The organism is Nocardia sp. NBC_01327 (assembly GCF_035958815.1).
Lineage (GTDB): Bacteria > Actinomycetota > Actinomycetes > Mycobacteriales > Mycobacteriaceae > Nocardia.
Map to the genome: position 1 here is coordinate 1,503,993 of NZ_CP108383.1, position 19,146 is coordinate 1,523,138.

Annotated in this window: 24 protein-coding genes and 1 pseudogene; 20 read left to right on the top strand and 5 right to left on the bottom strand. The window is 65.2% G+C overall.

What is annotated here, in order from left to right; translation table 11 throughout:
• Positions 1-16 precede the first annotated feature (16 nt).
• Entirely contained in the window at positions 17-1,240 is a 1,224-nt protein-coding gene (locus tag OG326_RS06520; protein ID WP_327143702.1) for a glycosyltransferase family 4 protein, read from the bottom strand.
• A 300-nt stretch (positions 1,241-1,540) separates the two neighbouring features.
• On the bottom strand, positions 1,541-2,632 hold the full coding sequence (locus tag OG326_RS06525) for an AMP-binding protein (RefSeq protein ID WP_327143703.1): 1,092 nt from the start codon (positions 2,630-2,632) through the stop codon (positions 1,541-1,543).
• Positions 2,633-2,780: 148 nt separating this feature from the next.
• On the opposite strand from OG326_RS06525, the gene OG326_RS06530 reads away from it, so the two are divergent.
• On the top strand, positions 2,781-3,131 hold the full coding sequence (locus OG326_RS06530) for an MmcQ/YjbR family DNA-binding protein (protein WP_327143704.1): 351 nt from the start codon (positions 2,781-2,783) through the stop codon (positions 3,129-3,131).
• Between the two features lie 26 nt (positions 3,132-3,157).
• Here OG326_RS06530 and OG326_RS06535 read toward each other — a convergent pair.
• Both OG326_RS06535 and OG326_RS06540 read right to left on the bottom strand, forming a co-directional pair.
• A pseudogene (locus OG326_RS06535) lies at positions 3,158-3,319 on the bottom strand (M13-type metalloendopeptidase); the annotation flags it as partial.
• Between the two features lie 159 nt (positions 3,320-3,478).
• Positions 3,479-5,533: a M13 family metallopeptidase gene (locus OG326_RS06540; protein WP_327143705.1), complete on the bottom strand. Its 2,055-nt coding sequence runs from the start codon at positions 5,531-5,533 to the stop codon at positions 3,479-3,481.
• A gap of 434 nt (positions 5,534-5,967) precedes the next feature.
• On the opposite strand from OG326_RS06540, the gene rplN reads away from it, so the two are divergent.
• The 15 genes from rplN (at position 5,968) to OG326_RS06615 (ending at position 14,755) form a co-directional block, all read left to right on the top strand.
• A complete protein-coding gene (rplN, locus tag OG326_RS06545; protein ID WP_297622674.1) occupies positions 5,968-6,336 on the top strand; it encodes a 50S ribosomal protein L14 in 369 nt (122 codons plus the stop codon).
• A 2-nt stretch (positions 6,337-6,338) separates the two neighbouring features.
• Complete coding sequence (gene rplX / locus OG326_RS06550; RefSeq protein ID WP_327143706.1) at positions 6,339-6,653, top strand: 50S ribosomal protein L24; 315 nt, start codon at positions 6,339-6,341, stop codon at positions 6,651-6,653.
• A gap of 1 nt (position 6,654) precedes the next feature.
• The gene (gene rplE, locus OG326_RS06555) at positions 6,655-7,221 is read left to right on the top strand and encodes a 50S ribosomal protein L5 (RefSeq protein WP_153808456.1); all 567 of its coding nucleotides are present in this window, start codon (positions 6,655-6,657) and stop codon (positions 7,219-7,221) included.
• Positions 7,222-7,223: 2 nt separating this feature from the next.
• The gene (locus OG326_RS06560) at positions 7,224-7,409 is read left to right on the top strand and encodes a type Z 30S ribosomal protein S14 (protein ID WP_067695781.1); all 186 of its coding nucleotides are present in this window, start codon (positions 7,224-7,226) and stop codon (positions 7,407-7,409) included.
• 382 nt (positions 7,410-7,791) lie between these two features.
• Positions 7,792-8,190 (top strand): 30S ribosomal protein S8, encoded by a 399-nt coding sequence (rpsH, locus tag OG326_RS06565; protein WP_327143707.1) that lies wholly within the window; start codon positions 7,792-7,794, stop codon positions 8,188-8,190.
• Between the two features lie 15 nt (positions 8,191-8,205).
• A complete protein-coding gene (rplF, locus tag OG326_RS06570; protein WP_327143708.1) occupies positions 8,206-8,745 on the top strand; it encodes a 50S ribosomal protein L6 in 540 nt (179 codons plus the stop codon).
• Positions 8,746-8,748: 3 nt separating this feature from the next.
• Positions 8,749-9,156, top strand: a complete 408-nt coding sequence (rplR, locus tag OG326_RS06575) for a 50S ribosomal protein L18 (protein WP_297616252.1) — start codon at positions 8,749-8,751, stop codon at positions 9,154-9,156.
• 31 nt (positions 9,157-9,187) lie between these two features.
• The gene (gene rpsE, locus OG326_RS06580) at positions 9,188-9,838 is read left to right on the top strand and encodes a 30S ribosomal protein S5 (protein ID WP_297616249.1); all 651 of its coding nucleotides are present in this window, start codon (positions 9,188-9,190) and stop codon (positions 9,836-9,838) included.
• A 1-nt stretch (position 9,839) separates the two neighbouring features.
• Positions 9,840-10,019, top strand: a complete 180-nt coding sequence (rpmD, locus tag OG326_RS06585; protein ID WP_297616246.1) for a 50S ribosomal protein L30 — start codon at positions 9,840-9,842, stop codon at positions 10,017-10,019.
• A gap of 3 nt (positions 10,020-10,022) precedes the next feature.
• Entirely contained in the window at positions 10,023-10,466 is a 444-nt protein-coding gene (rplO, locus tag OG326_RS06590) for a 50S ribosomal protein L15 (RefSeq protein WP_327143709.1), read from the top strand.
• Between the two features lie 154 nt (positions 10,467-10,620).
• Positions 10,621-11,940 carry a preprotein translocase subunit SecY gene (gene secY / locus OG326_RS06595; RefSeq protein WP_327143710.1) on the top strand — a complete coding sequence of 440 codons (1,320 nt, stop codon included), beginning with the start codon at positions 10,621-10,623 and terminating at the stop codon, positions 11,938-11,940.
• Complete coding sequence (locus tag OG326_RS06600; RefSeq protein ID WP_327143711.1) at positions 11,937-12,482, top strand: adenylate kinase; 546 nt, start codon at positions 11,937-11,939, stop codon at positions 12,480-12,482. The genes secY and OG326_RS06600 overlap by 4 nt, the downstream gene beginning before the upstream one ends.
• The gene (map, locus tag OG326_RS06605) at positions 12,483-13,283 is read left to right on the top strand and encodes a type I methionyl aminopeptidase (RefSeq protein WP_327143713.1); all 801 of its coding nucleotides are present in this window, start codon (positions 12,483-12,485) and stop codon (positions 13,281-13,283) included.
• Positions 13,284-13,605: 322 nt separating this feature from the next.
• A complete protein-coding gene (locus OG326_RS06610) occupies positions 13,606-14,586 on the top strand; it encodes a DUF6585 family protein (RefSeq protein ID WP_327143714.1) in 981 nt (326 codons plus the stop codon).
• A 10-nt stretch (positions 14,587-14,596) separates the two neighbouring features.
• Positions 14,597-14,755, top strand: a complete 159-nt coding sequence (locus tag OG326_RS06615; protein WP_327143715.1) for a hypothetical protein — start codon at positions 14,597-14,599, stop codon at positions 14,753-14,755.
• Positions 14,756-14,911: 156 nt separating this feature from the next.
• On the opposite strand, the gene dtd is transcribed toward OG326_RS06615, so the two are convergent.
• Positions 14,912-15,355, bottom strand: a complete 444-nt coding sequence (gene dtd / locus OG326_RS06620; protein WP_327143716.1) for a D-aminoacyl-tRNA deacylase — start codon at positions 15,353-15,355, stop codon at positions 14,912-14,914.
• Positions 15,356-15,478: 123 nt separating this feature from the next.
• On the opposite strand from dtd, the gene OG326_RS06625 reads away from it, so the two are divergent.
• The 4 genes from OG326_RS06625 to OG326_RS06640 all read left to right on the top strand — a co-directional run bounded on the left by OG326_RS06625 (position 15,479) and on the right by OG326_RS06640 (position 19,144).
• Positions 15,479-17,404 carry a hypothetical protein gene (locus OG326_RS06625; RefSeq protein ID WP_327143717.1) on the top strand — a complete coding sequence of 642 codons (1,926 nt, stop codon included), beginning with the start codon at positions 15,479-15,481 and terminating at the stop codon, positions 17,402-17,404.
• Positions 17,401-18,192, top strand: coding sequence for an ESX secretion-associated protein EspG (locus OG326_RS06630; RefSeq protein WP_327143718.1), 792 nt, complete (start codon positions 17,401-17,403; stop codon positions 18,190-18,192). The genes OG326_RS06625 and OG326_RS06630 overlap by 4 nt, the downstream gene beginning before the upstream one ends.
• Before the next feature lie 141 nt (positions 18,193-18,333).
• Positions 18,334-18,648, top strand: a complete 315-nt coding sequence (locus OG326_RS06635; RefSeq protein WP_327143719.1) for a hypothetical protein — start codon at positions 18,334-18,336, stop codon at positions 18,646-18,648.
• A gap of 10 nt (positions 18,649-18,658) precedes the next feature.
• On the top strand, positions 18,659-19,144 hold the full coding sequence (locus tag OG326_RS06640; protein ID WP_327143720.1) for a YbaB/EbfC family nucleoid-associated protein: 486 nt from the start codon (positions 18,659-18,661) through the stop codon (positions 19,142-19,144).
• Positions 19,145-19,146 lie beyond the last annotated feature (2 nt).

Below are 19,146 nucleotides of genomic sequence, written 5' to 3' on the forward strand. Positions count from 1 at the left end.
TTCCTCATATGGGCTTTCAGGTAATAGCGGTGCGGCTCACCTTGATCGGCGCCGCGCGTCCCGGACCGGTACCGGCGCCGCGTGCGGGAGCCGGTAGCGATTGATGTGCGGCATTGGCGGACCAGCCGTGCGGCGTCGCGGCGCGCGCGGTGCGCTGCGGTTTGTGCGCCCCGACGATCCGCCGGTAGATGTCCTCGTAGCCCCGGCCGAGCGTGTCCGCACCGAAATTCGCGATCACGTGATCACGCATGGCCAGCGGATCGTAGGTCTGGACTTCCTTGATGGCCGTGGCCAATTCGGACGGATCGTCGCAGATGCGACCGGTGACGCCGTCGACGATCACCTCGGCGACAGCGCCGCCGCGCAGCGCCACCACGGGGGTGCCGCAGACCATCGCCTCGATCATCACCATGCCGAACGGTTCCTCCCAGAGCACCGGGAACAGCAGAGCGCGCGCCCCCGCGAGCAGTCTGCGTTTGGCGGCGGCATCGGCCATACCGAACATGTGATCGCGCTCGGTCAGCAATGGCTTTACCGCACTGTCGAAATAGCGCAGTTCGGGCGGTTCCGCACACTTTCCGGCGAGTACCAGCGGAATATCGGCGGCATGCGCCGCCTCCAACGCCAGATGCGGCGCCTTTTCCTCGGTGAACCGACCCAGGAAGAGAGCGTAGTCCTCTTTCTCCGGCTGATAGGGCCAATCTTCCACACGCAACGCATTGTGTACGCGGCCAACCCAATTCAGGTCCGGAGCGAGCGACCGCTGCCGGTCACTGATGGCCACCAGATGCGCATCACTGCCCAGTTCGCTGTAGTAGATGTACGGATCGCCGTTCACCGGCCCGTGCACGGTGACCACCATCGGCAGTCCGAGATCCCGGTACACCGGCATATTGAGCGGTCCGGCGAAGGTGTGATCGTGCACCAGATCCAGGCCGTCGGTCACCGCCAGTCGTTCCAGCGCGCGCCGAACCTTCAAGGCGTGCAGGACTTCCGGAAACGGATCACCCAACCGGTCGGCTTGTATCCGATCCCACAGCGGCAGCAGCCGCCCCTTGGTCCCGTTCTCGCCCGCGCCGAGCAGTGTGACGTGGTGACCGCGCTCGACGAGGGCGTCCACCAGATCGGCGACCACGGCCTCCACGCCGCCGTACGCCTTCGGCGGAATATCGAAATACGGGGGAACCACCATCGCAATGCGAAGTCGCTGGTTCGGTGCTGATTCGAATGTGGCGCTCATAGCCACTCCTTCCGGAACACAACCATCGGCGCCCCGGGGTTATGCGGGCGTCGACCTGGCGACCATGGCCGGGGAAAATTCCGTCCGGTGCGCTCGACTCGGCAGCACCGCATGCGGATTCGGCGTGGACGACTCCAGCACCGTTGGGGAGGACGTCACCGTCAGGAACGGTGAGAACCAAGTTCGAGGGCACCCGGGCGCTTCCTCGCGCCCGGTGGCCACTGGGTGAGTTCCACGATATCGCCGGAGATCACCCGTTCAGGGCAGATCGCGATGTTCCGTTGTTTATTCGCGCAAAGTTCAGGCCGCGTAGTCGACTTCGTCGTCCGTGACCGGAATGATTCGATCGGTCACGGCGGAAGCGACTGTCATATCGACGGATTCGGCCGGGTCGAAGACCAGCCAGCCCTCGGCCGTCCAGCGGCCGCGGGCCTCGGTGCGGGTCAGGCGACCACCGGGGACGAACGGGTCGGCCACGAATCCCGTGGCGGATTCGGCCGCCAGCGCCGCGCCGCCGAGATAGACCGCACCGGAGATCCCCGGCGCGACCGGCCGCAGCGCCGCATCCAGCACCAGGACCCGGGCGCCGGGAATCGGCCGGACCCGGCCCGAGCCGTCGAGCGGCCCGCGTGCGGCGACACCGGCGTATTCGGGTGCGGTATAGGCGAATCCGGCCACCGAACCGGCGGCAATGGCGCGAAGCAGACCGGAAAGTATTACCGGGCAGTCGGTTCCGGTGACATCCCAGCGCCGCACCGTCGGCAGCGCGGGCGCGGGCAGATCCGCCAGCCCGGTCAGAGTGCGCGCATCGGCCACCACATGGGTCGCCGCGCAGGTGGCGATGAGTTCGGCCAGGGCCGCCGGCGCCCGGCGCTGTGCCTCGGTGGCCAGTACCAGGGTCGCACCGTCGGCGAGCGCGGCGAGCAGTTCGACCGCGGCGTCGGCACAATCCCAGCGGGTGGCGAACAGGCGGACGTCGGCGGAACCGAAGGCGCGATCGACGCGGCATTCGCGGTGCGCGGCGACCACGGCGCGGCGATCGTCCGCGGCGGCGGCCAGCGCATCGGCGGTCAGGCCGATGCCCGAATCGCCGAGCACGAGGGTGGAATCATTGTTCGCGGCGGCGGCGATTTCGCAGAGCAGCCGGGCCAGCCCGTCCAGTGAGGGCCCGGCGGAGCCGATGACGCCGCCGTCCAGGCGATCGAAGAGTTCGGCATAGGTGAGGATGTGCCCGCCGTAGCGCACGGCCGTCCGCAATACCGGCACGCGGCGCCCGTATTCGATCAGGCTCTCCACGGACGGGACGTCGTAGAGGTCGACTCCGTTGGCCCATTCGTCCACCAGCCGAAGACGCTCGACGGTGGACATGCTCTCCGGCACCAAACGCTCCATTGCTCAATCTCCCGAACGCGTACTTATGCAACCCTAACCTAATCGACCGGGATTGCGATAGACCGCCCCTTCCGGGATCGAACCGGCAACAGCTTTCGCGAGGCCGCCCGCAACCGGGCTGTCGTACTCGGCTGGGAAGATCGCGGGCATGACGGTGAGCGCGGATGAGGTTCGGGCGGCGGTGCTCGCGCTGCCACAGGTGCGGGAGCTGTTCGAGTGGGGGATGCCCACGTTCCGGGTGGCGGGGAAGCTGTTCCTGACCCTGCCGGAGGCGGAGACATCGATGGCGGTGCGCTGCCCGATGGCCGATCGGGACGAGCTGGTACTGGCCGAGCCGGACAAATTCTGGGTGGCCGGGCACGAGGCGTACAGCGCATGGGTGCGAGTGCGGCTGCACGCCCTCGACGACCTCGCGGAACTGGAGGCCATCGTGGTGGATTCCTGGCGGCTGGCCGCGCCGGCGCAGCTGGTGGAACAGCATTTCGCCGACCCAGCCTGAGCCGCAACAGTTTTCGGTCGCCGCCGTCAGAAGGTGACGCGCTGATCCTCCGGAAGGAAGAGCTTGTCGCCCTCCTTCACACCGAATGTGGCATAGAACTCCGCCCGATTGCGCACCACCTGATTGCCCCGGCACTCACCGGGGGAGTGCACATCCTCCAGACGGTTCGCGGTCGCCTCCCCGGTGGACTTGTCCCGCCAATTGCGTCTGCGGCGTCATGCCCCACTTCGGCTTGCCAGCGCGACCGCGGCGGGCGCCGGCCCCAGCGCGACCAGGAATGCTCGTCGATCGAACCGGACCGGACCCGACGTCACGTGTTCCCCTGTCAGATGGTGGGGTGTTCTCGGCTAGAGGGTCACACGCTGATCCGGTGGCAGGAACTCCTTATCGGTCTCCTGCACCCCGTACGTGGTGTAGAAATCGGCGAGATTGCGCACCACCTGATTGCACCGGAACTCCGCGGGGGAGTGCGGATCACCGGTGATCTGCTGTTCGGTCGACTCCTGGGTCTGCTTGGTGCGCCAGGTCCGCCCCCAGGACTCGAACATCGGCTTGAAGTCGGGAGTGTCTGTGCCGCTCCGCTTTTCGAGCAGGCGGTAGGCCGACAGCGAAATCTCCAGCCCGCGCAGATCGGCCAGATTCTCGCCGACCGTCAGCTCTCCGTTCACATGCTTGTCCGCGGGCAGCCCCTCCGGCACCAGGGCGCTGTACTGCGCGATGAGCGCCGTGGTCTTGGCCTCGAACGCCGTCTTGTCCTCCGGCGTCCACCAGTCGTGCAGATTCCCGTCGCCGTCGTACTTCGCGCCCTGATCGTCGAATCCGTGACCGATCTCGTGCCCGATAACCGCCCCGCCCGCACCGTAATTCACGGCAGGCTGCGCATCCTTGTCGAAGAACGGCGGCTGCAGGAAGGCGGCCGGGAAGACGATCTCATTGCCGCTGGCGTCGTAGTAGGCGTTCACCGTCTGCGGCGACATGCTCCATTCGGATTTGTCCACAGGCGTCCCCAGCCTGCCGAACATGCGTTTCGTGCCGAATGCGTCCACCGCGCGCAGGGATTCGACGAGTTTGCCGCGGGTGATCGTGACCGACGAGTAGTCCTCCCACTTGTCCGGATAGCCGATCTTGGCATTGATCTTCTCCAGCTTGGCGATGGCCGCGGCCCGGGTGGGCGGCGACATCCAGCTGGAATTGGTGAAATTGTCCTTGTACGCGGCCCGCAGATCGTCCACCATGGCCAGCGCCTGCTTCTTGGCATCGGCCGGAAAGTGCTTGTCCACGTATAGCTTCCCGAGCGGATCGCCGAGATTCGAGCTCACCGTCGCCACCGCCGACTTCCACCGCTCCGGCCGCTGCTGCATCCCGCCCAGCACCCTGCCGAAGAAATCAAAATTCGGATCGGCCACGGCCTTGGGCAGATACGGCGCGAACGCACGCACCACACCGAGTTTCAGATACTCCCGCCAGGCGGCGATATCCACCTGCTGCCACAGCTGCCCGGCGGCGGTGATGAACGACGGCTGCCCGGCATTGACGTTCGCGAACAGCTCCTTCGGCCGGTCGGTACAGCCCGACAGCCACGGATCCCAGTCGAATTCCGGTGCCAGCGCGGTCAATTCGGCCCAGCTGCGCGGATTGTAGGAGGCATCGGTATCGCGCAACCGCACATTGTCCCACTGCCCCGCCGCGATGCGGCCCTCCAGCGCGACCACTCGATCGGCCAGCGCGGCCGGATCGGCGAATCCGGCGCCGGCGGCGATCTTCTCCATGAAGGTGCGGTACGCGGCCAGCTTGCCGGCATTCTCGGGCTTCGAGTAGTACTGCTGGTCCAGCCCGGTCCCCGCCTGATTCACCTGGGGGAGATAGGCGGTGGAGTTCTTGGGATCCACGCCCACGCCCAGCCCGATCAGCCCCACCCCGGGCAGGGAACCCATGACGTGCGCCAGATCGGCCTTGGTGGCCGCGGTATCGATCTTCGTGAACAGATCGTCGAGCGGAGTCGTGCCGAGCCGCTCGATATCGGTCTCATCGAGTCGCGCATCGTAGAGATCGCGGATCTGCTGCGCCTCGGTCTCGGACTTCGGATTGTGAATGCCCTGGATGATGTCGCGCAGCTGCCCCTCGATCCGGTCCTCGACCTCGTCGAAGGTGCCGAACCGGGTCTTGTCCGGCGGTAACCGGTAGTCCCGCAACCACTTACCGTTCATGAAGCGATACAGATCATCCTGCGGCCGGATCGCCGGATCCGAACCCGCCATATCCGGGCCGGTCAGCGGAGTGGAGGTGCCCGAATTCGAGGCTTCCGAATCGGAACAGGCGGGCAGCAGCGCAGTGGCGGGCAACACCCCCAGCGCAATCAGGAACTTACGGCGATCGAGAGCGAAGGGGCGCTCGGAGGTCAACGCTGAATCTCCTCTACCGGATGGTCGGACGATTGCTCGAACATTGCTCGCTCTCGACGCTAGTAGACCGTCCTGAGCAATACCTGAAACAACATCCACTCCAAGGTCGTGGCCCGCCCGGGTCTGGACTGACGGAGCGGGGGAGCGAAGCGGAGGAGCGGAGGAGGGAAGGCCCGGGTAACAGGGCCGCGACCCCGCCGGAGCGAAGCGGAGGCAGAAAATACAGCCCCGGTTTGGGCTCCACCTGGGGTTTGGCTACACTTGACCGGTTGCCCGCGGGAGCTATGCCCGCAATCCGGCCGCGAACCCCCTGTGGTTGCCCGATCTCGATCGAGCAAAACCGCAGGCAGGCGCGCGTTTCGGTGGCTAACTGACCATGCGCGTCCGGGTCGGCAATCCGGCGTGTATTTCGTCCAGGTCTAGGAGGAGCTGAAGTGATTCAGCAAGAGTCGCGACTGCGCGTCGCCGACAACACGGGTGCCAAGGAAATCCTTTGCATCCGCGTGCTCGGTGGTTCGTCGCGTCGCTATGCCGGTATCGGCGACATCATCGTCGCCACCGTGAAGGACGCCATCCCCGGTGGCAACGTCAAGAAGGGCGAGGTCGTCAAGGCCGTCGTCGTTCGCACCACCAAGGAGCGTCGTCGCCCGGATGGTTCGTACATCCGTTTCGACGAGAACGCCGCGGTGCTGATCAAGCCGGATCACGATCCGCGCGGCACCCGCATCTTCGGCCCGGTCGGCCGTGAGCTGCGCGAGAAGAAGTTCATGAAGATCGTTTCGCTGGCCCCGGAGGTGCTCTAGCCATGAAGGTGCACAAGGGCGACACCGTGATCGTCGTTTCGGGCAAGGACAAGGGCGCCAAGGGCAAGGTCATTCAGGCCTACCCCGCGACCGGCAAGGTCCTCGTCGAAGGCGTGAACCGGATCAAGAAGCACGTCGCGAACTCCGCGAACCAGCGTGGCGCCAGCTCCGGCGGCATCGTGACCCAGGAAGCGCCGATCCAGGCCTCCAACGTGATGGTTGTGGACTCGGACGGCAAGCCGACCCGCGTCGGCTTCCGCACCGATGACAACGGCAAGCGGGTTCGTATCTCCCGTCGCAACGGGAAGGACATCTGAGATGACTTCTACTGAGAACAAGGTGCAGCCGCGCCTCAAGGCGCGCTACCGCGCCGAGATCAAGGACGCGCTCAACAGCGAGTTCAACTACGCCAACGTGATGCAGATCCCGGGCGTCGTCAAGGTCGTCGTGAACATGGGTGTCGGCGACGCCGCCCGTGACGCGAAGCTGATCAACGGCGCCGTCGCGGACCTGACCCTGATCACGGGCCAGAAGCCGGAAATCCGGAAGGCCACGAAGTCCATCGCGCAGTTCAAGCTGCGTGAGGGCATGCCGATCGGCGCGAAGGTCACCCTTCGTGGCGACCGCATGTGGGAGTTCCTGGATCGCCTGATCTCCATCGCGCTGCCCCGTATCCGCGACTTCCGCGGCCTTTCGCCGAAGCAGTTCGACGGCAACGGCAACTACACGTTCGGCCTCAGCGAGCAGTCGATGTTCCACGAGATCGACGTGGACCGCATCGATCGTCCGCGTGGTATGGACATCACCGTGGTGACGACCGCGACCAATAACGAAGAAGGCCGCGCCCTGCTCAAGCACCTCGGCTTCCCGTTCAAGGAGAACTGAGAATGGCCAAGAAAGCCCTCGTCAACAAGGCCAACGCCAAGCCGAAGTTCGCGGTGCGCGCCTACACCCGCTGCCAGCGCTGCGGCCGCCCGCACGCTGTCTACCGCAAGTTCGGCCTCTGCCGCATCTGCCTCCGTGAGATGGCCCACCGCGGCGAACTCCCGGGCGTGCACAAGTCCTCCTGGTGAGCTGAGCTCCCCTAGAGACTGACTCGTTCTGAACCGCAGGCCCCCTCCCGAAGCAATTCGGAAGGGGGCCTGCGGTTTTCGCTATCCACATCAGCTATGGCGCAGCCGAGTGCGACGAAATCGCTACGCCCGGGGAATCGAGCCGAAAGTGAGCTCACGCACCCCGGTTTGGTGAGCTCAGAGGGTTTGTCTACACTAGGACGGTTGCTCGGGCACCCCTATGCCCGCATGCGTTCGCGTGCGGTGCGTTGTTCCGAGCCGCAGTGAATGATCCGGCCGGCGCGCTGCCGACCGGACCGCCCCGAATTGTCGTAGGCCCACGACCGCCGATCTCTGACGGTGCTGAATGGGAACCGCGGCGAGAAAGGTACCGGTCAAACACATGACCATGACTGACCCAATCGCAGACTTCTTGACCCGTCTGCGCAACGCCAATTCGGCGTACCACGACCAGGTGAAGGCTCCGCACTCGAAGATCAAGGTGAACATCGCCGAGATCCTCAAGCGTGAGGGCTACATCGCCGACTACCGCATCGAAGATGCGACCGTCGGCAAGGCGCTTGTCGTCGACCTCAAGTACGGCCCGAGCCGTGAGCGCAGCCTTCAGGGTGTGCGTCGCGTTTCCAAGCCGGGTCTGCGCGTGTACGCGAAGTCCACCAACCTGCCCAAGGTGCTCGGCGGCCTCGGCGTGGCGATCATCTCCACGTCCGCTGGTCTGCTCACGGACCGTCAGGCCAAGCAGCAGAGTGTAGGCGGGGAAGTCCTCGCCTACGTCTGGTAAGGGAGGTAGGAACCAATGTCGCGTATCGGTAAGAAGCCGATTCCCGTTCCCGCCGGCGTCGAGATCACCATCGACGGCCAGAACGTCGCGGTCAAGGGCCCCAAGGGCACCCTGTCGCACGTGGTCGCCGAGCCGATCGTCGTCACCAAGGCGGAGTCCGGTGAGCTCGAGGTCGTTCGTCCGAACGACGAGCGTCAGAACCGCTCGCTCCACGGCCTGACCCGCACCCTGATCGCCAACATGATCGTCGGTGTGACCACAGGCTACGAGAAGAAGATGGAAATCTTCGGCGTCGGTTACCGCGTGCAGGCCAAGGGCTCGAACCTCGAGTTCGCCCTGGGCTACAGCCACGCTGTCCCGATCGAGGCTCCTGAGGGCATCACCTTCGCGGTCGAGGCTCCCACCAAGTTCTCGGTGTCGGGCATCGACAAGCAGAAGGTCGGCCAGATCGCAGCGGTTATTCACGGCCTGCGCAAGCCCGACCCGTACAAGGGCAAGGGCATCCGCTACGCCGGCGAGGTCGTTCGCCGCAAGGTCGGAAAGACGGGTAAGTAAGCAATGGCACAAACAGCAAACCAGAAGGCTCGGCGTAAGCCGGTCGGTACGGATGCCTCGACCGCGCGTCGTCTCTCCAAGACGCGCCGCCACTTCCGTCTGCGCAAGAAGATCGAAGGAACCACCGTGCGCCCGCGCCTGGTGGTCAACCGTTCTGCGCGCCACATCCACGCTCAGCTGATCGACGACTCGGTGGGTAAGACCATCGCGTTCGCCTCGACCACCGAAGCCGATGTGCGTGCCGCCGAGGGTGACAAGTCCGCCAAGGGCGCCAAGGTCGGCGAGCTCATCGCCGCCCGCGCCAAGGCTGCCGGCATCGAAGCCGTCGTGTTCGACCGTGGTGGTCACGACTACCACGGCCGTATCGCGGCGCTCGCGGATGCCGCCCGTGAAGGTGGGCTGAAGTTCTGATGATCAACTCTGCGAACGGAAGGAACGTCTGATGCCGGGACGTCAACGGCGTGACGGCGGAAACAACGGTCCCGCCGGTAACAACAACAGTGGTCCCAACGCTGGTGGCAATGACCGCGACAACCGTGGCCGTGGCCGCGGTGGCCGCGATCAGGCCCCTGCCGAGAAGACCAACCAGCTCGAGCGCGTAGTCGCGATCAACCGCGTCTCCAAGGTCGTGAAGGGTGGTCGTCGCTTCAGCTTCACCGCCCTCGTGATCGTCGGTGACGGCAACGGTCTGGTCGGCGTCGGCTACGGCAAGGCCAAGGAAGTTCCCGCGGCCATCCAGAAGGGTGTCGAGGAGGCTCGCAAGAGCTTCTTCCGCGTTCCGATGATCGGCTCCACCATCGTCCACCCGGTTCAGGGTGAGGCGGCGGCCGGTGTGGTCATGCTGCGTCCGGCTTCGCCCGGTACCGGTGTGATCGCCGGTGGCGCGGCGCGTGCCGTGCTGGAGTGCGCTGGCATCCACGACATTCTGGCGAAGTCGCTCGGTAGCGATAACGCCATCAACGTTGTGCACGCCACCGTTGCTGCCCTCAAGATGCTGCAGCGCCCGGAGGAGGTGGCCGCTCGTCGTGGTCTGCCCCTCGAGGATGTGGCGCCTGCGGGCATGCTGCGTGCGCGTGCGGGACAGGGAGTCTGACATGGCAGATCTCAAGGTGACCCAAACTAAGAGCTCCATTGGCGCCCTGCGGAACCAGCGCGAGTCGCTGCGGACCCTCGGCCTGCGTGGCATTCGCCAGGAAGTTGTCCGTGAGGACAACGCGCAGAACCGTGGTCTGATCAACGTCGTGCGCCACCTCGTTCAGGTTGAGGAGGTTTAACGCATGACCATCAAGTTGCACCACCTGCGTCCTGCCCCCGGTTCCAAGACCGAGAAGACCCGTCTGGGTCGCGGTGAAGGTTCCAAGGGCAAGACCGCGGGCCGCGGTACCAAGGGTACGAAGGCTCGCAAGAATGTTCCGGTCCGCTTCGAGGGTGGACAGATGCCGCTGCATATGCGTCTGCCCAAGCTCAAGGGCTTCAAGAACCCGTTCCGCACCGAGTACCAGGTCGTGAACGTGTCCGATATCGCCCGCGTGTTCCCCGAGGGCGGCACCATCGGCAAGGCCGAGCTCGTCGCCTCGGGTCTCGTTCGCAAGAACGAGCTCGTGAAGGTGCTCGGCGAGGGCGAAATCGGTGTGGCCGTTCAGGTCTCCGCCGATAAGTTCTCCGGTTCCGCCACGGCGAAGATCGCCGCGGCCGGTGGCACTGCCACCGCACTGGCCTGACGGTAGCCTGAAACAGCAGAGACACCGGACGAGTCGCGAGCTCGTCCGGTGTCACTGTTAGAGTTCAAGTGTTGTCTGCCAACACCGTCATGGGGATTCGGCGTTTCCGTCGTTGTAGCCATGGCCTGACCTATGTCGTTCGCCAGGAGGATCTGTGCTTTCCGCCTTCGTGTCGGCTTTCCGGACCCCGGACTTACGGCGGAAGATTCTCTTCACGCTGGGGCTGATCGCCCTCTACCGGCTGGGTGCATCTCTGCCCTCCCCGGGCGTCAGTTACAAAAATGTCCAAGACTGTGTGGCGCTGGTCAACGGCGGCGATTCCGCCGGCATCTATCAGCTCATCAATCTCTTCTCCGGCGGCGCGCTACTGCAGCTTTCCGTGTTCGCGATCGGCATCATGCCGTACATCACCGCGAGCATCATTATCCAGCTGCTGACCGTTGTGATCCCGCGGTTCGAGGAACTGCGAAAAGAAGGCCAATCGGGTCAGAACAAAATGACCCAGTACACCCGCTATCTGGCTGTCGCGCTGGCGATCCTGCAGTCGACCGGTCTGGTCGCGCTGGCTTCCCGCGGTCAGCTGCTGCGCGGGTGCCCCAAAGACATTCTCGATGACACCTCCGTCTTCGGCATGATCATCATCGTGCTGGTCATGACCGCCGGTGCGTCCCTGGTCATGTGGTTCGGCGAGCAGATCACCGAGCGCGGCGTCGGTAACGGCATGTCGCTCTTGATCTTCGCCGGTATCGCCGCTCGTATCCCGTCCGAGGGCAAGACGATCTACGACGGCCGCGGCTGGGGAGTCACCGCCATGGTGGCCGCCGCCGCACTTGTCGTGATCGTCGGCGTCATCTTCGTGGAGCAGGGCCAGCGCCGAATTCCGGTGCAGTACGCCAAACGCGTGGTGGGCCGGAAGATGTACGGCGGTTCGTCGACCTATCTGCCGCTGAAGGTCAATCAGGCCGGTGTCATCCCGGTGATCTTCGCGTCCTCTCTGCTCTATCTGCCGAACCTGTTGGCGCAGTTGACCCAGAAGAATTCGGGCAATCCCGCCGAGTGGCAGCAGCTCATCCAGAAGTACCTGGTCAATCCGAGCAACCCGGTGTACGTCGCGATCTACTTCGCGCTCATCGTGTTCTTCACCTACTTCTATGTCGCGATCACCTTCAACCCGGAGGAACGCGCGGACGAAATGAAGAAGTTCGGTGGCTTCATCCCCGGCTATCGCCCGGGTAAGCCCACCGCGGACTACCTCAACTACGTCCTCAGCCGGATCACCCTGCCCGGTTCGATCTACCTCGGTGCTGTCGCCGTCCTGCCGAACCTGCTGCTGGGTCTCGGCACCAACACCGGCGTACAGAGCCTGCCGTTCGGTGGCACCGCGGTGTTGATCATTGTGAGCGTCGGCCTCGATACGGTGAAACAGATCGAGAGCCAGTTGATGAATCGAAATTACGAAGGGTTCCTCAAGTGAGAGTTGTTCTGCTCGGGCCGCCCGGTGCCGGCAAAGGCACCCAGGCCGTTCTACTGTCGGAAAAGCTGGGTGTACCGCACATCTCCACCGGGGATCTGTTCCGCGCGAACATCGGCCAGCAGACTCCGCTGGGCCGCGAAGCCCAGAAGTACATGGACGCAGGCGATCTGGTTCCCAGCGATGTGACCAACCGTATGGTCGAGGCCCGCATCGCCGAGCCGGACGCCACCAACGGCTTTGTGCTGGACGGCTATCCGCGCACCGTGGATCAGGCCGATGCCCTGGAGCGCATGCTCAAGGAGTCGAACCTGGCGATCGACGCCGTGATCTGCTTCGTGGTTCCGGAGGACGTCGTGGTCGAGCGCATGCTGGCCCGCGGCCGCGGCGACGACACCGAAGAGACCATCCGCAACCGCATGCGTGTGTACCGCGAGGAGACCGAACCGCTGCTCGATCACTATGACGGCCTGGTCGTCACGGTGGAGGGCGTCGGCGAGATCGAAGACGTGAACACGCGCGCACTCGCGGCGCTGGGTCGCTGAATGGTCTTCGGCCGTAAGAACAAGAAGGTGGTGCCGTTCCGCACCGCCGGTGAACTGGACGCCATGGCGGCGGCCGGCGCTATCGTCGGCCGTGCTCTGGTGGCAGTGCGCGCCGCCGCCAAGCCCGGGGTTTCCACCCTGGAATTGGACGAGGTCGCCGAACAGCTCATCCGCGAATCCGGAGCCATCCCCTCGTTCAAGGGCTATCACGGTTTCCCGGGATCGATCTGCTCCTCGGTGAACGATCGTGTCGTGCACGGCATCCCGTCCAAGGACGATGTGCTGGCCGAGGGCGATCTGGTCTCCATCGACTGCGGCGCGATTCTCGAAGGCTGGCACGGCGATTCGGCGTGGACCTTCGGCGTGGGAAACATCATCGAGGCCGATCGCCTACTCAGTGAGGCGACCCGGCTGTCGATGGAAGCGGGCATTGCGGTCATGCTTCCCGGCAATCGACTGACGGATGTGTCACACGCCATCGCGCTGGGCACCCAGGCGGCCGAAGCCGATCACGGTCGCGCCTACGGCATTGTCGACGGCTACGGCGGTCACGCCATCGGCCGTGAAATGCATATGGACCCGTTCCTCCCCAATGAGGGCGCGCCCGGCAAGGGCCCGCAACTCGTGGTCGGTTCGGTCCTGGCCATCGAGCCCATGCTCACCCTCGGCACCACGGAAACCAAGACCCTGGACGACGATTGGACCGTCGTCACCACCGACGGCACCCGCGCCGCCCACTGGGAACACACGGTCGCCGTGACCGAAGACGGCCCGCGCATCCTGACCCTCCGCCCGGAGTAGTCACCCGCGCAACCACTTCCGCACCCGCCCCGGCTCAGCCGGGGCGGGTGCGTTCGTCTGCGTCCCCGGTGCGAATCGGCGTCCCCGGTGCGACCCGGCCGAGCCGGACAGCCCGTCTCCCATCCCTGCAACAGGTATCAGGGCTGTGTGAACCGGACACGTGCTGCGCCGTCGTTGAATTGCGCCGTCCCTGAAATGCGCCGGGTCGAACGGCCGGTGATGCCGACCTGCTGTGCGTCCTCACTGAAACAGTCCCGTTCCTTTTGCGGAGGTAACGCGGGCCGGATAGTTTGAGCCCGAATGTGATCGACCGAGGAGGGGCATGTCCGGCGACGATGCCAGCGGCGCGAACCGTGATCCGGAACGGTTGCGGCGCATTGCCGAGACGGCCCACGCCCATGGTCTCGGCAGGCACCGCAGGGGGTACCTCGCGGCGAAAGGCGATGCGCGGCTTGATCTGTACGAGAACGGGTGCACCGTCATCGTCGGCAGGCAGGTGCGGGTGGCGCGGTACGACTCGACCGAGGTGCGGCAGAAGATCGTTCGGATGCACCGCAACGGGGTGCACACGCACACCTCGTACGAGTATCGGATCACCGATATCCGCGGTGCGGAGATGAAGGTGACCGAGGCGATCACGGGCCCGGGGGAGTGGGGCCCGCAATTGGTGGAGGCGGTTGCCGTGCGGCAGGCCGACGGTGCGAGCGACGCCGTGCGGGCCGGTCATCGGGTGCAGTTCGGGCCGTGGTGGATTTCCGCCCGCGAGATCGGGGCAGGAAGGAAAACCCTTGCCCTGCAGGAGCTTCGCGCATTCCGAGTGCACCAGGGCCAGGCGGTCATCGAGGCCGGTGAGCAGACCCGCGTCACCCAGGGCGTCGATGAGATCCCCAACTTCCTGGTGTTCCGGCACGTGCTCCGGCAGGTGTGCCCGGACCTGCCGGAGTCGGCGGGAAAAGTCTTCGGCCGACGCCGCATGGTGCGCCAGATGAACCAGTTGATCGCCGTCGCCGCGGTGGCCGCCTTCGGTCTGGCCTGTATGGTCGGCTGGCCGGTGGAGAAGGCGGAGCTGTGCGGGAAGCTGTCCAGACTGCAGGCGGCGCGCTCCGAATTGACCGGTCAGCTCAAGGATTTGCGCAATGCGGCGGCGAACTACCGGGGCGCCGATCAGGCCGGCGTCCGCGCCGACAGCGATAAGCTGAGCAAATTCACCTCCTCCGGATTCCACTGGCTGAAAGCGCAGGATCTGGACGGCGCCACCACTTCGATTCGCACTGTCTGCCAGGCGAATTCATTCTCGAAGTAGGGCCGCACCGATGAACCGTGATCTGCAAAGCCTGCTGCTGGGCGCCGGCACCCTGACCCTCGGCATTCTGGCCATGGTCCTCACCACCAGCTGGATATGGCCGATCGTCATTCTGGTGCTCGGCGTCATCGGCGTAATCCTCGCCCTGATCACCCCGGCCCGCGATTGAGCACGTCAGACGAATAACGTCAGCCGACCCGAATGTGCCTGACCCCCACCAGCGCCCGCCGCGGTCTGTGTCTTACCGCCTCCGAACGGCCCATTGATCCACAGCAGCATGCCCGCCACCCTAGCGAGGGTCGGGCGTGGTCGCCGTTCGCGCAGTTCAGCCTTCGAGCAGCAGTGTCACAGGCCCGTCATTGATCAGCTCCACATGCATATGCGCCCCGAAGCGTCCGGTCGCCACCGTGGCTCCCAGCTCGCGCAGAGTAGCCGCGAAGACCTCGACCAGCGGTTCGGCGACCGCGCCGGGCGCCGCGGCATTCCATGAGGGCCGCCGCCCCTTGGCGGTGTCGGCATACAGCGTGAACTGACTGATCACCAGAATCGGCGCACCCAGATCGGCGGCCGATCGTTCACCGTCGAGTATGCGCAGCCGGAACAGCTTGTCTGCCAGAGCTTTCGCCGTGGCCTCGCCGTCACCGTGCGTCACTCCGACCAGCGCGACCAGCCCGTGCGGCGCACCGTGCGCGGCCGGATCGATCCGCCCCACCACCTCATCGCCGACCGTCACCTGCGCCGAACTCACCCGCTGCACCAGTACCCGCACAACTGCCGATCATCGCAGATGATGTTTCTCAGACGTTGAATTTCCTTGCGCGCCATCGGTAGTTTACGAACGTACGGTGTGCTGGCAGGCACAGCTGAAACGGGCGGAGCGGCATAGTTACCGATGGCACCTGACATTAAAGACCTCACGGCATGGGCGGGCCTGCGAACTTCGGCGGGGGCGTCCGCGGACCCGCTGCTCTTCGATCCCAAGGCGGCTACGCAGGCGATTCAGGCGTGCGCCGACATGATCGGCGCCATGCGCAAGTTCCGCAAGATGGCGACCGACGGCAAGCTCAACAGCATGGATCCGATCGGCGATTTGACCTCGGGCTCGCTGCTCGCCTCGGCGTACAGCAATCACGGCACCGAACTGCTGGATTCGATCGACGCCCACATCACGATCCTCACGGATATGGCGGAGACGTTCCGGGCCGCGTCCAAGTCGTATCTGGCGGCGGACAATGCCTCGAAGGAACAGTTCCAGGCCGCGGACCTGGACAAGATCCAGATGCCCACGACTCCGGCGGCGCTGGACTACAAGGCGCCGCAGAAGGCCGCGCCGGGCGCCTACGAGGAGCAGAGCCTGCCCAAGGGACTCCAGAACTACTCGGGCGCCAAGGAATCCGTTCCCATTCACCTGGAGAACAAGGATTCGATGAGCTGGGAGCAGCTCTACGATCTGGGGCAGTCACTGGCTCCCGATACCTATTCCAATGCGGGCGAGCTGTGGAAGTCGATGTCCGGCTGGGTGGATGACAAGCTCGGCACTTTCGGGAACCAGATGCAGTCGCTCAACAAGTACTGGTCGGGTGGCGGTTTCGATCAGGCGCAGGCGGCGATCACGGCCTATGCCGGACAGGTCGAACCGCTCCGGAACACCATGGAGCTGCTGGGCGAGAGCATGCATTACACCTCGGCGTGGATGTCCTCCACCCAGTTCTCCATGCCGACGCAGCGGAAGCAGCCCTGGAATTGCGATAAGAGTGGGGCGCTGCACGATGAGCAGCACTACTTCGATCGCGACTACCTGCAGCCGCTGAAGTCGACGGCCGCGGTGATACCGGTGGTGTCGAATCCGATTCCGGTGGCCAAGCCCGGGGCGATTCCGGCCAACGATCCGGGTAAAGATCCTGGCAAGGACCCGGGTAAAGATCCAGGAAAGGACCCGGGCAAAAATCCTGGCACCGATCCTGGCAAAGATCCCGGAACGGATCCGGGGAAGGATCCCGGCACGAATCCCGGGAAAGATCCGGGCACGAATCCCGGCGCCAATCCCGGGGCGGGCCCGGGAACCTCACCCGGCTCCGCGCCGAAGTCGAATGTTGCCGCGCCGAAGCTCCCGGCCAGCCTCGCGTCCGATCCGAATGCCAATCCGGCCGCGACCACCGACCCGAACGCCGCTCAGCCGCAGGCCACCGTTCCCGCCTACACGAATCCGGCGGCGACCACCCCGGCTGTGACGGCGACCCCGGTGTCCGCCGGTACCTCGACGTCGGACAGCGGCCAGGGCCTCTCGACGCTCACCAGTCTGCTGAGCAGTCTGGCCAGCGCGGGATCGACTGTGATGCAGCAGCTTCCGACGCTGCTCACGCAGCTCGACTCCGCACTGCAGACGGGCAATACCTCCGAGCTTTCGCAATTGCTCGGAGTGTCCCAGGACAAGGTGACGGCGGCCCTCGCGCAAATTCAGCAGTCGCCCGACAAGCTGGCAGAGTTGTCGCAGCTGATGGGCCTGACGTCCGCGCCGGATGCGGCGGTGCCCGCCGCGGGACTGCCCGCCGATGTCACCTCCTCCGGCGCGGCGCTGGCGACGCCCGACGCCGCACAGGTGACAGGCGCACCCTCGCTGACCAATCTGTTCCCGCGCGCGGGCATCGACGGCAGCCTGGTACAGCCGGTTTTCGGTGTGACAGCGGGGCTTTCGGACGGCGTCCTGTCCGATTCCGTGACGTCGGGTGCGGATGCGGAAGTCCCGCCGGTCGACTTCCTCAGTGCACTGAGCCATATCGGTGAGGCGCCGGCCGACATTCCGGCGGTCGAGGCATGAGGTGGGAGTTCACCGACGTCGAATTCAAGGTGCTGTGCAATCGGTACCGGTCCGGGGCGATGCCCTCGCCCTTCCTGTACCTCAGTCGCACACCGCTGCTCGACGACTATCTGCGTGAGCTCGCGGAGATCGGGGACGCTCTCGACGAGCGGCTGGAGCCAGGTTTCGCCGCGGTCTTCGATACGGTCGCGCGCCCAGAAGTCTTCGTCGGCATGCACGGCTGGCGGGACAGCGATATCGACAATCCGAAAACGCACCTGCGGGTGCACGGGGTGCGGAGCGGCAGGCGGGCCTGCGTTCTCACGCAGCAGCCGGGTGAAACGGTGGATCACGGTGGGGCGGTGACCCTCATCGAATGTGAACCCGAGGAACTTCCCGGCCTCCTGGTCGCGCAATTGCCCGAGGTCGAGGCCGGGCGATTGCCCGAGATCTCGATCGTCACCGAACCGCCCGAACCGGATCCGTACGCCAATTCCCGTTCCGCGGCTTTCGACAGTTTCGACGACACCACCGAAAGCCGCAGTCTCACTTTCCTGTCCACGCCGGCGGAGCTGACCGGCGCGCTGCAGGTCCTGCAGGGCCGCTCCAAATACGGTCCGCGCGGTATCGCGGAATCGACCGTGGTGTGGCGTGACCTGCCCGGTGACGGTCGCTACCTGATCGACCTGGACAGCCCGGCCCGCTCGGCGGTGGGTGTGACCACCCGCCGGTTCGCCGATCACCTCGAGCGGACCATCGACCGCATCCTGTGGCATATGGAAGCCCGGGGCGAAGAAGAAGAGCACTGACGCCGGTGCGGTGACCGCCGCACCGTTCTGCCTCCTGCTCGAATCAGCACTCGCCGTTCATATTCCAGCTACTGACTGGTTGCTCTGACCTGACAGGCTCGCTCTGCTCACAGTGCGTCGGAGTAGCGGAGGTGGCTTGTTGTGGCTGACCGGCTGAAGGCTTATTCGGATCTGCTGACTACCGCGGCCGCGAAGACCGGCGCCGTTCGGGACAGCATCGACACCGTGGTCAAGACGCTGACCGCCAGCGCTGACGGGCGCGGCGAGCCCTGGGGCAACGACAGTCTCGGCAAGAACTTCGCCGACGGGGCCAACGGCTACCTCAAGAGTCGCGAGAACATTATCGACGGCGCCAACAATATGGCCGGTACGTTCGACAACTTCTCCAAGGGCCAGACCGATGCGGCGGCGCAGCTGACCAGTATGGATCAGGGCAATAGCGACGGCTTCAAGTGAGTTCTGCGCTATGAGCAACGAATTCGCCAAGGCCAACCTCGCCGACATTCTGGAGGGCTTCGCCGACCAGATGCAGACCATCACCAAGCTGCAGCGTGAGCGCGCGGCCCTGACGGCGTCCGCGACCGTCCGGGGTAAGCGGGTGACGGTGACGGTGAATGCCGACGGCACGCTGATCGAGGTCAAATTCGGTTCCGGCATAGAGGATCTGGAGTATCCGGAGATCGCCAAGGCCGTAGTGGAGGCCGCGCAGCAGGCGTCGGCGGAGGTGGCCCAGCGCGGTCGCGAGGTGATGGCGCCGGTATCGAAGAACCGGGATCGCCTGCCCAAGTTGACCGATCTGATTCCGGGTATGCCCGATCTGAGCCGCGAGCTGGCTGTGCCGGAGCCACCGGTGGTATCGACCGCACCGCCGAAGGCGCCGGAACGCACTGCGGCACAGCAGGATTCCACGGCATCCCAGCGCACCGGCGGGGCCACCGACCGCGGATGGTGATC

Excerpts from the sequence above, each read along its gene's own strand:
- OG326_RS06520 (WP_327143702.1), bottom strand. The coding sequence starts at position 1,240 with ATGAGCGCCACATTCGAATCAGCACCGAACCAGCGACTTCGCATTGCG.
- OG326_RS06525 (WP_327143703.1), bottom strand. The coding sequence starts at position 2,632 with ATGGAGCGTTTGGTGCCGGAGAGCATGTCCACCGTCGAGCGTCTTCGG.
- OG326_RS06530 (WP_327143704.1), top strand. The coding sequence starts at position 2,781 with ATGACGGTGAGCGCGGATGAGGTTCGGGCGGCGGTGCTCGCGCTGCCA.
- rplX (WP_327143706.1), top strand. The coding sequence starts at position 6,339 with ATGAAGGTGCACAAGGGCGACACCGTGATCGTCGTTTCGGGCAAGGAC.
- rplE (WP_153808456.1), top strand. The coding sequence starts at position 6,655 with ATGACTTCTACTGAGAACAAGGTGCAGCCGCGCCTCAAGGCGCGCTAC.
- OG326_RS06560 (WP_067695781.1), top strand. The coding sequence starts at position 7,224 with ATGGCCAAGAAAGCCCTCGTCAACAAGGCCAACGCCAAGCCGAAGTTC.
- rpsH (WP_327143707.1), top strand. The coding sequence starts at position 7,792 with ATGACCATGACTGACCCAATCGCAGACTTCTTGACCCGTCTGCGCAAC.
- rplF (WP_327143708.1), top strand. The coding sequence starts at position 8,206 with ATGTCGCGTATCGGTAAGAAGCCGATTCCCGTTCCCGCCGGCGTCGAG.
- rplR (WP_297616252.1), top strand. The coding sequence starts at position 8,749 with ATGGCACAAACAGCAAACCAGAAGGCTCGGCGTAAGCCGGTCGGTACG.
- rpsE (WP_297616249.1), top strand. The coding sequence starts at position 9,188 with ATGCCGGGACGTCAACGGCGTGACGGCGGAAACAACGGTCCCGCCGGT.
- rpmD (WP_297616246.1), top strand. The coding sequence starts at position 9,840 with ATGGCAGATCTCAAGGTGACCCAAACTAAGAGCTCCATTGGCGCCCTG.
- rplO (WP_327143709.1), top strand. The coding sequence starts at position 10,023 with ATGACCATCAAGTTGCACCACCTGCGTCCTGCCCCCGGTTCCAAGACC.
- map (WP_327143713.1), top strand. The coding sequence starts at position 12,483 with ATGGTCTTCGGCCGTAAGAACAAGAAGGTGGTGCCGTTCCGCACCGCC.
- OG326_RS06610 (WP_327143714.1), top strand. The coding sequence starts at position 13,606 with ATGTCCGGCGACGATGCCAGCGGCGCGAACCGTGATCCGGAACGGTTG.
- OG326_RS06615 (WP_327143715.1), top strand. The coding sequence starts at position 14,597 with ATGAACCGTGATCTGCAAAGCCTGCTGCTGGGCGCCGGCACCCTGACC.
- OG326_RS06625 (WP_327143717.1), top strand. The coding sequence starts at position 15,479 with ATGGCACCTGACATTAAAGACCTCACGGCATGGGCGGGCCTGCGAACT.
- OG326_RS06630 (WP_327143718.1), top strand. The coding sequence starts at position 17,401 with ATGAGGTGGGAGTTCACCGACGTCGAATTCAAGGTGCTGTGCAATCGG.
- OG326_RS06640 (WP_327143720.1), top strand. The coding sequence starts at position 18,659 with ATGAGCAACGAATTCGCCAAGGCCAACCTCGCCGACATTCTGGAGGGC.